At 35.5% G+C, this 13,710-nt stretch carries 12 protein-coding genes; 11 read left to right on the top strand and 1 reads right to left on the bottom strand.

Translation table 11 applies throughout. The annotated features are described in order from the left end of the window. Positions 1 to 217: 217 nt before the first annotated feature. From IEV85_RS03535 to IEV85_RS03480, 11 genes are all read left to right on the top strand, one after another. Positions 218 to 1,048, top strand: coding sequence for an alpha/beta hydrolase (locus IEV85_RS03535; RefSeq protein ID WP_188460422.1), 831 nt, complete (start codon positions 218 to 220; stop codon positions 1,046 to 1,048). Between the two features lie 1,316 nt (positions 1,049 to 2,364). Continuing rightward, complete coding sequence (locus IEV85_RS03525) at positions 2,365 to 2,946, top strand: Crp/Fnr family transcriptional regulator (protein ID WP_188460420.1); 582 nt, start codon at positions 2,365 to 2,367, stop codon at positions 2,944 to 2,946. A 51-nt stretch (positions 2,947 to 2,997) separates the two neighbouring features. Next, a complete protein-coding gene (locus IEV85_RS03520; RefSeq protein ID WP_188460419.1) occupies positions 2,998 to 3,891 on the top strand; it encodes an SDR family oxidoreductase in 894 nt (297 codons plus the stop codon). A gap of 415 nt (positions 3,892 to 4,306) precedes the next feature. After that, positions 4,307 to 5,212 carry a DUF6892 domain-containing protein gene (locus IEV85_RS03515; protein WP_188460418.1) on the top strand — a complete coding sequence of 302 codons (906 nt, stop codon included), beginning with the start codon at positions 4,307 to 4,309 and terminating at the stop codon, positions 5,210 to 5,212. A gap of 388 nt (positions 5,213 to 5,600) precedes the next feature. Beyond that, complete coding sequence (locus tag IEV85_RS03510; protein WP_188460417.1) at positions 5,601 to 7,016, top strand: hypothetical protein; 1,416 nt, start codon at positions 5,601 to 5,603, stop codon at positions 7,014 to 7,016. 165 nt (positions 7,017 to 7,181) lie between these two features. Continuing rightward, positions 7,182 to 7,595: a hypothetical protein gene (locus IEV85_RS03505; RefSeq protein ID WP_188460416.1), complete on the top strand. Its 414-nt coding sequence runs from the start codon at positions 7,182 to 7,184 to the stop codon at positions 7,593 to 7,595. A gap of 172 nt (positions 7,596 to 7,767) precedes the next feature. Beyond that, positions 7,768 to 9,276 (top strand): S41 family peptidase, encoded by a 1,509-nt coding sequence (locus tag IEV85_RS03500; RefSeq protein ID WP_188460415.1) that lies wholly within the window; start codon positions 7,768 to 7,770, stop codon positions 9,274 to 9,276. Between the two features lie 260 nt (positions 9,277 to 9,536). Then, entirely contained in the window at positions 9,537 to 10,292 is a 756-nt protein-coding gene (locus tag IEV85_RS03495; RefSeq protein WP_188460414.1) for an SDR family NAD(P)-dependent oxidoreductase, read from the top strand. Positions 10,293 to 10,324: 32 nt separating this feature from the next. Next, entirely contained in the window at positions 10,325 to 11,245 is a 921-nt protein-coding gene (locus tag IEV85_RS03490) for a helix-turn-helix domain-containing protein (RefSeq protein WP_188460413.1), read from the top strand. Positions 11,246 to 11,406: 161 nt separating this feature from the next. Further along, positions 11,407 to 12,246, top strand: a complete 840-nt coding sequence (locus IEV85_RS03485; RefSeq protein WP_188460412.1) for a tetratricopeptide repeat protein — start codon at positions 11,407 to 11,409, stop codon at positions 12,244 to 12,246. Between the two features lie 106 nt (positions 12,247 to 12,352). Continuing rightward, on the top strand, positions 12,353 to 12,712 hold the full coding sequence (locus IEV85_RS03480; protein ID WP_188460411.1) for a hypothetical protein: 360 nt from the start codon (positions 12,353 to 12,355) through the stop codon (positions 12,710 to 12,712). A gap of 81 nt (positions 12,713 to 12,793) precedes the next feature. Here IEV85_RS03480 and IEV85_RS03475 read toward each other — a convergent pair whose 3' ends face one another. After that, on the bottom strand, positions 12,794 to 13,699 hold the full coding sequence (locus IEV85_RS03475) for a helix-turn-helix domain-containing protein (protein ID WP_188460410.1): 906 nt from the start codon (positions 13,697 to 13,699) through the stop codon (positions 12,794 to 12,796). Between the last annotated feature and the right edge of the window lie 11 nt (positions 13,700 to 13,710).

Raw genomic sequence — 13,710 nt, 5'->3', positions numbered from 1 at the left:
CAATTGTTTGGTTAGTGTTCCGCTAATTTTAAAGGTGTAATTTAATGATCTACCGTTGATTTATATATAATTGTACTACCTGTAAGCCCGGATAAGTCCATAAAGTACTTATCAGTCAATGTTTTAACAGTTGATGGTATAGATTGATATTATAAAATCACCATATTAGTGTTCTGAATTTTAAGAAAATGATGGATCCAACTAGAAAAAAGGGAATATGAAATATAAGATTTTAAGTTTGATATTAACTCTTGTAAGCCAACTGTCATTTACACAGAAACTGCCAGAGAAAATCAGTGAAAAGGACTTTTCGATCGGTAAATCAATTATGCTCAAATCATCAATATTAGGTGAAAATAGAGAATTAAATATATACTTACCCTTAAGTTATTTAACAGATATTTCGAAAACATATCCGGTTATCTATTTGTTGGATGGCTCAAGGGACGAAGATTTTATACATATTTCAGGTATTGTTCAATTCGGTTCTTTTTCCTGGATTGATATGGTTCCTGAATCAATCGTTGTTGGAATTGAAAATGTTGATAGAAAAAGAGATTTTACTTATCCCTCTCTTAATAAGCTGGACCAAAAGGAATTTCCAACCTCCGGAGGGTCAAAGAAATTCATAAGCTTTTTAGAAAGTGAACTTCAACCATATATCAATTCTAACTACAGAACGGCCACTGGTAAAACTTTAATTGGACAATCATTAGGAGGGTTGCTGGCAACAGAAATTCTATTTAAGAAACCTGAATTATTTGACAACTACATCATTGTTAGTCCGAGTTTATGGTGGGATGATGAAAAGCTCCTTGATATTCAGCCTGTTGCTTATAATTCAAATAAATCCATTTATATAGCAGTTGGAAAAGAAGGAGAAGTAATGGAACGAACTGCTAAAGAATTGTTTGATAAACTAAAGATGTCCCAAAGGGAGAACACAGACTTGTTGTATGAGTTTTTGGAGGATAAAACACATGGTGATGCATTGCATACTGCTGTGTATAATGCTTTCGAACATGTTTTTAGAGCAGAGAAAGAATAAACTTTCCCATTGAGAAGGAGGTACGACTGAAGCAATCTTAAGAGGTTTAGATCATTGCGAGCCCAGCAATCTTTTTGTCCCAGGTGTACTGTGCAATAAGACAGGGTTTTACCTACTCAAATTATAATTAGAACATTATTCCCTTGCAGAAGGGAATCTGTTCATTCCAACAGCATGTTGGAATAACGTCTTTTTATAGAATTTCCTTTGCTATAAACCTACAATTAAACAGTCATTGCCAGGCGCAAAGCAATCTTTTCTATTATTCTAGAAAAGTCAGGTAATGAAATTTCATTTCATTGAAAAGATCCCTGATAATTTTTTCCGTTGCTCTCCAAAAATTTCGGGGATGACGATAATTGCCGGCTTTTGTGGTGGTGACAAGCATTTAGTGCTTAATTATTTAGGTCTTTTTTTCCACTGGTCTGCGGCTTACAGTCCAGCAAAAAGGGGAAGGTCTGTGAGCCACAGATCTTGGTTTTTCTGTTCATTTGTTCAATAAGATAGTTTTTTACCCAAATTACAATTAGAACGTCATTCCCTTGCAGAAGGGAATCTGTCCATTCCAACAGCATGTTGGAATAGTGTCTTTTTTATAGAATTGGCTTATGCTATAAACCTACAATTAAACAGTCATTACCAGGCACAAAGAAATCTTTTCTATTATTCTAGAAAAGTCAGGTAATGAAACTTCATTGAAAAGATCCCTGATAATTTTTTCCGTTGCTCTTCAAAAATTTCTGGGATGACGATAATTGCCTGCTTTTGTGGTGGTGACAAGCATTTAGTGCTTGCTTATTTAGGTGTTTTTTTTTTCACTGGTCTGAGGCTTACAGTCCAGCAAAAAGGGGAAGGTCTGAGAGCCACAGACCTTGGTTTTTCTGTTCATTTGTGCAATAAGATAGTTTTTATACCCAAATTACCATTAGCACCGTCATTCCCACGCAACTTGTCCCGATCATTATCGGGAGGTGGGAATCTGTCCATTCCAACAGCATGTTGAAATAGTCTGTGCTGCAATAAGAGAATTATTCTCAGATGAAGCTAATAATCTTTACTTTGTTGATTTAATACAAAAGGTGTATCCGGAATAACAATTGATGAAGAAGATATTTACATTGCCTGGGGAAATGGGTACTTATAGAGCTTAAAGTAATTACTACTGGTAATAAGTATATAATTCATAAGAGGTTTGGAGGTTTTTAGCCTGATATTCCGCCTGAATTTGGAGGGTAGCTTGGGATAAGTTTGCATTACGAAATCATAAACTCAGCTTTGTAGCTAATGCAAAAGCTATATTGCACTTTATAAAAAACATGGATAAATTAATAGGAAATATAACAGCATATATACCTCTTAGTGGAAATGAAATTCAGTTGCTTAGAAATGCGGTAGATAAAAAAGTTTATCAAAAGAACGAGATAATTTTTACCGAAGGAAAAGTATCAGATGAAATCTATTATGTCACAAAAGGATGTGTTAGACTGTTTTATAATGTGGAGGGCAACGATAAAACCGCCTTTTTTTATACTGAAGGACAATTTATATGTGCTGGTGAAAGCTATACCTTTAACATTCCTGCAGTTGAAAATTATCAGGCGATTGAACAAACAGATATATTAGTACTGGGAAAATCAAAAATTGAGAGGCTGTTAAATCAAGTGCCTAAACTTGAAGTGATTGCCCGAATAGCCACTGAGAATGAATTAATAACTTGCCAAAAGGTCATTGCCTCATTCGTAACAAAATCAGCAGAAGAACGCTACATTGATTTATTGAATACGAACGGAGAACTATTCCAGCGGGTACCGCAGCAATATATAGCATCATTTTTAGGGGTGTCTCCAGAAACTTTAAGCAGAATTAAATCTCGGGTATTCAATAAAAAAAGTTCTTGACGATCGTCAAGAGTAAGTGGATATGCAGCTGCTAACTTTGTAAAAAAAAAGATGAAAGCAAAGAAAGTTTTGGTAGCGGGAGCAACAGGATATTTAGGACAATATTTGGTAAGAGAGCTTAAAAGCAGAGGTTTTTGGGTGAGAGTTTTAATTAGAAAAGAAGCTCAAAAAAGTAAGTTTAAAGAGGTTGACGATTTTTTTATAGGGCAAATAACTGAACCCAACTCAATAAGAGGAATAACTAATGATATCGATTGGGTCTTTTCTACCATCGGCATTACCCGCCAAAAAGACGGAATGACTTATATGGATGTTGATTATCAAGGGAATTCAAATTTGCTAAAAGAGGCATTGAAAAATGAGGTTGAAGCATTCCAATATATTTCAGCGATAAATGGAGATAAACTCAAACAGCTTAAAATATTTGAAGCCAAAGAGAAATTTGTAGATGAATTAAAAAATTCCGGGATCTCGTATTGTGTATTGAGACCGAATGGCTTTTTTTCTGACATGAAGGATTTCCTGAATATGGCAAAAGCAGGTAGGGTATACTTGTTCGGAGATGGATATTACAAACTGAATCCAATTCATGGTGAAGATTTGGCAAAAGTTTGTGTTGAAAAGATGATTGCCGGAGTTAAAGAAGAAACAGTAGGAGGCATTGATATTTTAACCCAGAATGAAATAGCTGAACTAGCATTAAAAGCATGGCGAAAACCAATAAAAATAAGTCATCTTCCAGATTGGACAAGACAATTTATAATTTGGGTTTTAAGAACCTTTACATCTTCGAAAACTTACGGCCCAATTGAGTTCTTTCTGACAGCAATGGCATTTGATAATATTGCAAACCCATACGGCTCAAATCATCTTGAAGACTTTTTTAAATTAGAAGTAGAGAATGGAGGAAAAATAAGCACTGGCAGGAAAAGTCCTGAATATTGAGTTTGGCATTTTGCCCAAACTGCATAGCTGTTTAATAGGAAACTACAATGTAATCTGCTACAGGTTCCCCTTATAGCTGATGCAAAAGCTATAGTGCACTTATAAAAATGGATAAATTAACAGGAAATATAAAAGCATATATATGCCTTGATGAAATTGAAGTTCAGTGATAAAAAGTTTATAAAAAGAATTAAACGATTTTACAGATGGAAAAATATTTGTTCTTCTGAAAAGCTATGCATGGGAAGTAAAGCTTGAAGAGCTGATGCTTCCATTTTGATTAATATCCCTGAAATCCGTGATTTTATTTCAGTTAAATCTACTCAATTTTGTGAGCACCCTGTTACTTAAACATGTAGGAGTATAAAATTAGCATTAGTCAAAACTTTTAGCAGGAACTTTAAATTAACTCATTATGATAAATATACACCTAACTTCAGCTGGTTTTGAAATCAATAACACCCCTGTGGTGTTCCCTGTTTCATTAGCTGCGTTAGAAAATTTACTAGGCGAAAAGCCCCGTCATTTTAAAGGTAAAAATGGCGGTGTTTACACCTGGGATCAACTTGGCATCTTAGGCTATTCTAAAGAAGAAAACCTGATCTATGCTATCAGTGTCATCTTCGAAAAAGAAGATTATAAATTTAGCCCTTCCCAAACTTTCTCCGGAACCTTTAGTCTGGAAGGTGAAGATATAGTGAGCTACTATCTTAAACACCCGGAAAAGCGTGTCAAATTATTTGAAGGAGATACCACTGGTGCCTTAGTTTTAAATACGGTAAGCGCTTGGTTCGATGTTGAAGAAGACGGCATTAAAGCCATTGAGGTCAGCCATTACGAACCTTACGACCGAACGGCAGGTATTCCGAAAGATAAATATGTTATTACTATACCTGATGAAGAGCTTATTACCTTTACAGACTTAGGATTTAAACTTTCGGTGATTGAAGAATTGATGTATACACAAGGCCTGTTAACTCCTAAATTTGATGTCTACGAATTTGCTAAATGGTACACCAAAAGAACTATTGATATAGAAGAGGAAGGCTACGAACCCATTGAAGAAGTGACGCAATATTTCAAAGATTTTCCGGTTCCTAAGCGTTTGGCAACAAAACTAACAGAGATATACCAGGATGGTGGTAACGATATTTATATGAATTTAGTGCCGTTCTCCGGTGGCGAAGAAGATTATTGGGAAATAGAAAGTGTGGAGGATGCCAAACACTTCCCCAACTTAAAAAAAGTAACCTTATGTTACGCTAAAGAATATATTGTTGAAGATTTCGAAAAATTAGGTATTGAAGCGGAATGGCTTTGAACAGAAAACTATTAAAGCTTTTGAAGTAGCCGGCCTACCTTAGTTATTTTCAAAGTTTAAAAGTACCCTTTACTTTCGACAGGTTACCGAATAAATATTAAAAAACAGACAGTTAAATATAAAGATACAATCCCAGAATCACATGTCAGTACTTCCAGGGACTGATTAGAACTTATAATCTCTTATTCAAGCTAATAGCTTACTTACCTTTCAAAAATTTGCATTCATCGAAAATATATTACCTCCGCTTGTATCTACCTTTAAAAGGTAATTACCTTTATTTGTTTTTAGCATTTTTCATATTTTTAATTGTTTCTATAAAAGTATTTTTTTGATAAATGAGGAAGCTGGAATAGTGTAAATTTTAACAATTAAGTAATTAAATAGTATGAAAAACAAAGTATTATACCCTCTATTCTTTTTATTGTTGGGTTCTTTTATGTGGACAAGTTGCGTAGATGACGAAGATATTGATGCAAACTGTTCGCAAATAGATTATAAGGTTACTAAGGTTACGATCTCAAGAAATTATATGGCTTCTATCTATGAAGTGTATCTTAACCTCAGTACCCCTGATGGAAAACCTTTCACAGAAAATTTAACAATAAATTTCGATGTTGCAAGGAGGGGGAGTAGTAATGATTCTGAAACTGTAGTCATAAAAGCTGGAGATGCCTCGCCATATCTTATCTATGAGGATGAGGGAATGGATGCTGATTTACTCTATGTTAGGGAAATAGAAATCATTACTGAAGATTGCCCTGAATCAGAAGCTATAGTAAAAGACAATGATGATATAAATGCTGATACAGAAGAATTATCGTGTGATGCGGAGATTGTGGATATTAAAGAAATCAGGTGTGGTGATGAATATACTTTTGAATGGAGTGCCCTAAATGGTGAAAGCTTAAATGGCTACACTTTTTCAGTATATGGTGTAGAAATAAACTTGAATACAGGTAATTCAGCAACTTATAAACTTAGCGAGCTTAATTTAAATCAAACTTCTAGAAACCTCATTTTCGAAGGAAATAGTTGTGAACTTTCCAGCTTCAACGTGAGCAATTGTACAGGAACAACCGGTACTCTTACATTAACCGATCCGATTGAAGGTGGTGATAATTTGACTGTTACATTAGCTGACGCAGATCTTGCAGGAAGTGGTAGTTATCAATTAACTATAACAACTAGTTTAGGTGAAACGGAGAGTGTTACACTTTCTGAAACTGAAGCACAGTCCGGAATATTTGAATACAGCATACCAACTATATTATCAGCTACCAAAGGTGCCAATGGTGATGGGTTTCTTCATATTGAAAAAGATGTAATTGTTTCTGTAACCTACGATGATGAGTTTGATAACGAAGGGAATAATCCTGAACCAATCACCTCTACAGTAATTGTGGGAGGAGAGTTAGCCCCAACAGAGCCGGTAGTTGGGGAGGTTACTTACAAGGGGGTAACCTATACTTTAGATGATGTCGTCTATCTTGACGACCCAGAAGAAGGATTAATAACATTTTACCTTAAAAATAATACCGAATCACAGGAATTCTATGCTGCCATATCATTGGAAAGTAGCACTACACTTTCTAGTGGTACTTATACTTTTGGCGCTCAAGACTTCTTTGTTAATACTGAATTGAGTGATATAAATCTGGAAAATCAGGTCGACACAGCTGTACCTTTTACTTCCGGAAGTGTGGAGCTGACTGTTGGTACAGACCGTTATACTTTAGTGATTAACTTATCCACTGCAGAGGGTACTCTCACAGGTACGGTTGAAGCCGCTTTTCCTGAATAGTAGCTTTGAATAAATTATATGAGAAGAGCACTCTACTAAAAGGGTGCTTTTTTGTTTTAGATAGGGATTCACTTTCTTAGTATGAGTAAGCCTAGCGCTGATTGATTGAAACCTTATAGGTAAATATTAGAGAAATTTAATAAATTACCAGAAAATGAGGTAGATATGGTTGAACTCTCTTTAGAATATTGGAATAAACTCGCACATCAAATTCTTTTAATTACCACCTTGCTCAGTGGCTTTTCAATTGCTGTGGTAGCCAATTTATTGGTTTATGAATCAAAAAGTCGTATTGCAATCAATATACTAAGAATAGCAACTGTTGCAGCAGGTAGCTTTCTTATTAATGTTTTTGCTATGACAAGAATAATTATGATGACAACTGATGGCTACCCCCTAAAAGTTATTGAAAGTGACATCAACTTACCCAGAATTATAGGTGGCGTGTCATTCTTCCTTGGTATCATTTCTTTAGCCGGCATCATTTCTCTGTCCGGTTTTACAAAATCAAGAAAAACAGGAATATTTACCACTATCGTGGGTGTTTTAACGCTTGTGGGAATATTATGTATGCTCTAGCAATTATTATAAAATTAAGCTTATTGTAAAACCCATTGTTTGGTGGATAATTTGAAGCCATGATAATGAAGATATAACAACAAAATGAATAACTTTAAGAACACAAAAATATAGCTTCTAAATCCCGCACTCGTTTACCATAAATACTGTGTCTAATTAAATAAGAACTTTAATGAAATTAAAAGCCCTTATTATAATTCCATTTGCTCTCTTTGCCATCAATTCGCAGGCTCAGATTAGCTGGCTGACTAAAAAACAAGTAACTGAAGACATCAAATTTCTGACAAAAACCTTAAATGAAAAATCTTCTTATGCTTATCTAAATGGTTATGATTTCAATAACGATTTTGAAAATTATCTGAAAACGGTAAAGGATTCCACAAAACTTGAAGATTTCGGAATGTTTATTACCCGCACTTTGGCCAAAATAGGAGACAGGCATTCTTCCCTAAATACAATAAGAGGTTACAGTTTAAATGAATCGCTATTTTTACCATTCATTTACGCCCCGGTAAATAATAAGGTAATAGTTTTGGATTTTAATAGTAACAAAGAGTTGAAAATACTCCATCCTCAATTTCCTTATCTTAAAAAAATTGATGGAATGGAGATTAATCTATTCCTGCAAAAAACACGACCGGAAGATATAAAAGCACCTACAGAAACCTATAATACACTGGCGATAAGAGATATTCGTGATATTCAAAAAAATTATATACTTCTTAATAAACAATTACCTGGGCAAATCAAATTAACCCTTTCGGATGCTACTTTCCAAAACGATACCCTTTTAAACGTTTCGCTAGTGGATAAGTCAAAAAGGCTGAGGCCATGGGACGAGAAGTTTGAGTTAGATTACCTTTTTGTAAAGGATGAAGACTATAATAAACCAGAAGTTATTGAAAAACTCTTTAGTATAAGAGATGGTGTAGCCTATATAAAAATCCCTGCCATGGTTGAAAAAGATGAAGCGCCTCTTCTTTTTGAACAGGTCAATTCTTTTATGCAATCTATCCAAAAAGACAGCAAGGCGCTCATTATTGATGTAAGAGCCAACAGTGGAGGAACCCGTGATTTGTTGTATGAGTTTTCCAAATATTTGATACACCCTGATTCTATTTATATTATAAACGCTACCAAACAAAGAGGGCCGCTTCCATTGCCTAATGATTACAAAGAAAGTTTATATAGTCGGTTTTTATTTCCCCTTTCCCGGTTGGATAGCAGAGAAGCAAAAAAAGCTGTTGAATTTTTAAAAACATTTCAGCCAATGTATCAACTAGATGAAAAGAAATACAGCGAATATTACTTTGGCATTTTGAATGGCAACAAATTAGCCCAACCAGCTTTTTATTGTAACAAACCTGTTTATATTTTAGCCAACGAAAAGACGTTTAGCGCAGCATCCGTATTCGTTTCTGCTTTAAAGGGACTTCCAAACATTAAAATTGTAGGGGTAACCACTGATGGCTCAAGTGGCAACAGTGAGTGGTTTGACTTGCCCAATTCAAAATTATTCGGAAAAATCAGCACTATGGTTTCTTTTCAAAAGAATGGAAAAATCCTTGATGGGTATGGTACAGCTCCCGATATAAAAATTGAGAGGGACATTAACCAGGTGCTTTGGAAATCTGACACGCAACTAGAAAAATTGAGAAAATTAATTCTAAGCAAAGATTAAAACTACAATAGCAGCGAGCTTATAGTAAATGAAGCGATGTCAGTTAAAAACAACTCCTTCGCCAGCTTTACTTAGGGTGCTCATAATAAATACTGCATTAATAATTGCCCATCTAAGATACTATTCATATGCTAAATAGTTATTAAGCTACCTCAAAACCTATCCTCTTTATTTTTTGGCTACAAACATTCCGGATTTAGCTACTTCTCTTACTGACCTGATGAGCAACTTTGTATCATCAAATTAAAACTTTAGAGAAAATGAATAAAACAGCAATTGTAACAGGCGGAAGCCGTGGACTAGGAAAAGAAATGGCATTGAAGATTGCCGAAAAAGGTTTGGATGTAATTATTACTTACAGAAGTGAAAAAGAGCTAGCAGAAACAGTAGTGAAGGAAATTCAGTCGAAAGGGAGTAAAGCAACAGCTTTTCAGCTGGATACCTCCGAAAACCACACTTTCGATGCTTTTATAGAAAAAGTAAAAGCGTACTTAAAGGAAACTAAAGGAAGTGAGCATTTCGACTATCTGGTAAATAATGCAGGACTGGGAAGTTACCAGAACATCCTGGAATCTACAGAAGAAGAATTTGATGCCATGGTAAATGTTCACTTGAAGGGAGTTTACTTCTTAACCCAAAAAGCGATTCCTTTTATTAATAAAGGAGGAGGTATTATTAATGTTTCCTCAGGTTTGGCTCGTTTTGCTATACCTGGATATTCGGCTTATGCTATGATGAAAGGTGGCGTTGAAATATTTACCAATTATCTGGCGAAGGAACTGGGGCCAAAAGGAATTAGCGCCAATACCGTGGCACCAGGTGCTATTGAAACTGATTTTCAGGGCGGTGCAGTGAGGGATAATAAAGAGCTTAATGAATACATGGCATCAACTATTGCACTGGGTAGAGTAGGGCTGCCCCGGGATATTGGTGGTGCGGTCGCTTTTCTTTGCACGGAAGATGCCCGATGGATTAATGCCCAGCGCATTGAAATTTCCGGTGGGCAAAATATCTGATTTATCTGTAAAAATTAAGAACTTGCATTATTATGACCAGCAATCAGCCTCAGAGAATAAAATCTATCAGTGACTTTCATCGCTTCTCAAGTTTGGCACAGCCTGAGCATCCATTAATAAGTTTGGTGGACTACAGCCAGGTGAAGCACCAATCACCCACCAATCAGCTTAGGTGGGTGCAGGGTTTCTATACCATTTCGCTAAAGCGAAATGTAATTGGTAAATACAGATACGGGCAGCAATCTTATGATTTTGATGAAGGACTAATGACATTTTTCTCTCCGGAGCAGGTTATTTCTGTAGAGCTAGCTGATGATGTGGAAAAAAAACCTTCAGGGTGGATACTGGCTATCCATCCTGATTTTTTATTCGGAACCTCTCTGGCAAAGGAAATTAAAAAGTATCAATTTCTTAATTACTCAGTGCGTGAGGCACTTTTTTTGTCGGAAAAAGAGGAGAAAACTATTACTGAGATTCTCCTGAATATTGAAGCGGAGTACAAAGCCAACCTTGATCGGTTCAGCCAGGAAATTATTATAACACAGATAGAACTTTTGCTAAATTATGCTGAGCGCTTTTACCAACGGCAATTTCTTACCCGCAAAGTCGCCAACCATCAGATATTGTCTCAAGTGGAGGAGCTTTTGAATACTTATTTTAGCAGTGCAGATCTAATTGAGAGAGGTTTACTGACTGTTCATGAAATTGCGGAAAAGTTAAATTTAACGCCTGATTATTTGAGTAGCATGTTAAAAAGCTTTACGGGGCTAACTACACAGCAGCATATCCATACCCGATTAATCGAAAAAGCAAAAGAGAGATTATCCACTACCAGTTTATCTGTTAGTGAGGTGGCATACGAGCTGGGATTTGAGCACTCGCAATCTTTCAATAAACTGTTCAAGTCAAAAACCAATTTAACACCTTTACAATTTAGGGCTTCTTTTAGTTAAAACCACTAGCGCTTTAAAGGTGTTTTTTAGTGTTGAGTGAGGGGTATTTGCTAACAGTTTTTGAGATAGGCTCCAACATATAAATCAATAGTGTTATATTGTGGGCAAATTCTATAGAGAGTTTAACCAATTATTAGTGGCTATAAAACCTTAATTTCAAAATGAGAATACATTTAACTTTAATAATACTGTTACTATCAGTTTTAACCTCAACGGCTCAATCGAATTCTGCTCAGTATTACAAGGACAAAGCAAATGAATACATTGAAAAGCAAGACTATGAAAATGCTATGAAAACATTGTCAAATGGAATTAATGAAATGCCTGACACTGTATTTCTTTATGATATGAGGGGGACTCTCTTAGAAGCATTTGGCCTTTATGATGAAGCAATTATGGATTTTAAAAGTGGAGCTGAAAAAGCTAGAGAAAATAAAGTAAAATCGCATCTTTTAGCAAACCTTGGGGGCACAAAACATAAAATTAGAGATTTTACTGGCGCCTATTCAGATTTGATTTATTCGATTAAGTTGGACTCTACAAATATTGATGCTCTAAATAATCTGGCAGCTACTTGCAAGGAAATTAATAAAACTAGTGATGCAATTAAATATTTGAATCAAATCATAAGAATCGACTCAACATATGTGCCTGCTTACATCAACCTCGGATTTACATATCAGGGAATTGAAGACCATAATAATGCTATACTTTTTTTTGACAAGGCAATAAGTTTAGACCCTTCGGAAGCTTTCGCCTACAGCAACAGAAGTTTCAGTAAGCTTAAAACGAATAATTTAAAGGGAGCTATGAATGATATCAATACCTCCCTTAAGCTAATGGCCTCCAATTCATATGCTTATAAAATTAGAGCTTTAATAGAAATTCAAAATAAAAACTTAGATAGTGCATGTGATGATTTGAACAAAGCAATTGAACTAGGTTATACAGAACAATATGGAAAAGAAGTGAGTGAATTAAAATCTAAATACTGTAAATAAGGCCGCTAACATTAGGTATGAAATCATAACCACACAAAGCAAACTAATAAACCCAGGCTATGATTCATGCATTTAGCGTTGGTGCTGTAAAATATCAAAAGACAAAATGACGACAACTTTATATAGACCGGTTAATAAGAAAGAATTGGATTTGATTAAGGGTTCTGATTGGAAAAAATTTCCTCCCAGATTGCCCGAACAACCAATTTTTTATCCTGTGTTGAATTTAGAATATGCTCGACAGATAAGTGTGGAGTGGAATGTACCTGCTTACGGGAATGGATATGTAACAAAGTTTGAGGTGAATAGTAATTATCTCAAAAAATTTAAAATCCAGAATGTGGGAGGAGATATTCATAACGAGTTATGGATTCCATCCGAAGAGTTGGATGAGTTCAACGATAATATTATTGGACTGATTGAAGTGATAGAATCTTATGAAAAAGAAAACCCAGCCACTAAATAATTATATTGTCAAGAGATTATTTAATGAAAACCAGAACTCACTAATTGTAAATAAAAAAATTATTACTTGGTGGGAAAATCTTTATCCCTTCAAAACCAACTTATAACCAATCCCCCTAACATTCACAATTTTTACATTAGCATCGCCTTCCAGTTTTTTGCGCAATTTGGAAATAAAAACATCCAGCGTACGCCCAATGTAGCTTCCCTCATCCCCCCAAACAGTCTTTAAAATATATTCTCGCTCTACAGTGCTATTGGCTGAACTGAGCAATAAAGTAAGTAAATCGGCTTCTTTGCTGGAAAGCTCACTAACTTCATTTTGGAACCTAAGCTCCATGCTTTTACTATTGAATAGATAGTCGCCCACGGGAATTATATTCGGGTCAGGTTTAACCGGAGACTGCTTCTTATGAAAATATAGCCACAAACTTGTTAAGAGAAGCAGCCCAATAACTATTAAAGTTGGAAAAAGGTAACTGTTTCCTTCTGCCTTCATGGTTGCTTTACCAGACTTGGAAGGTAATGCGTGTAAAGAGTTGATCCAGCTCTCTTGCTCCAATAAAATCAGCTGAATCCGGTAACATGCTTCAGGAAGAATCCTTTTAATACAAGGCACCAAATCATTTTTAACCGAATTCCCTATTTCATAACTATAAACCACCTTGTGGGAAGTGCATTCTACCACCTCTACAATATAACTTTTGGCTATGCCGGCCTGCCTTACTACACTGTCAATTGTTGCAACAAGCACTTCAGGGTTCAGTTGTAACTCATTCTCAAACTGAATACTGTATCTGTCGTTTGCTTTTGTGATGGGCAATACGAGTGAACTGCTGTCACCTGAATTGAGCAGGATTTGATGCCCGATCATACGCATAGCCACCTGGATATGCTTTTCGTTTATACCTTCCTGAGCAAAACAAAAGGAAAAGTTGAGCATTGCTGCTATAACGAAAAGGGCTGTTTGAATACGAAGGCTCATCATATTACAAATCT

This window comes from Marivirga lumbricoides (assembly GCF_014636295.1).
Lineage (GTDB): Bacteria > Bacteroidota > Bacteroidia > Cytophagales > Cyclobacteriaceae > Marivirga > Marivirga lumbricoides.
Note: the sequence above shows the minus strand (reverse complement) of the source record. Positions and strands in the feature narration are given on the sequence as shown.

What these genes read in the sequence shown, in the direction of transcription:
- IEV85_RS03480 (WP_188460411.1), top strand. Translation starts at nt 12,353, where the DNA reads ATGACGACAACTTTATATAGACCGGTTAATAAGAAAGAATTGGATTTG.
- IEV85_RS03495 (WP_188460414.1), top strand. Translation starts at nt 9,537, where the DNA reads ATGAATAAAACAGCAATTGTAACAGGCGGAAGCCGTGGACTAGGAAAA.
- IEV85_RS03515 (WP_188460418.1), top strand. Translation starts at nt 4,307, where the DNA reads ATGATAAATATACACCTAACTTCAGCTGGTTTTGAAATCAATAACACC.
- IEV85_RS03505 (WP_188460416.1), top strand. Translation starts at nt 7,182, where the DNA reads ATGGTTGAACTCTCTTTAGAATATTGGAATAAACTCGCACATCAAATT.
- IEV85_RS03535 (WP_188460422.1), top strand. Translation starts at nt 218, where the DNA reads ATGAAATATAAGATTTTAAGTTTGATATTAACTCTTGTAAGCCAACTG.
- IEV85_RS03485 (WP_188460412.1), top strand. Translation starts at nt 11,407, where the DNA reads ATGAGAATACATTTAACTTTAATAATACTGTTACTATCAGTTTTAACC.
- IEV85_RS03500 (WP_188460415.1), top strand. Translation starts at nt 7,768, where the DNA reads ATGAAATTAAAAGCCCTTATTATAATTCCATTTGCTCTCTTTGCCATC.
- IEV85_RS03475 (WP_188460410.1), bottom strand. Translation starts at nt 13,699, where the DNA reads ATGATGAGCCTTCGTATTCAAACAGCCCTTTTCGTTATAGCAGCAATG.
- IEV85_RS03520 (WP_188460419.1), top strand. Translation starts at nt 2,998, where the DNA reads ATGAAAGCAAAGAAAGTTTTGGTAGCGGGAGCAACAGGATATTTAGGA.
- IEV85_RS03490 (WP_188460413.1), top strand. Translation starts at nt 10,325, where the DNA reads ATGACCAGCAATCAGCCTCAGAGAATAAAATCTATCAGTGACTTTCAT.
- IEV85_RS03510 (WP_188460417.1), top strand. Translation starts at nt 5,601, where the DNA reads ATGAAAAACAAAGTATTATACCCTCTATTCTTTTTATTGTTGGGTTCT.
- IEV85_RS03525 (WP_188460420.1), top strand. Translation starts at nt 2,365, where the DNA reads ATGGATAAATTAATAGGAAATATAACAGCATATATACCTCTTAGTGGA.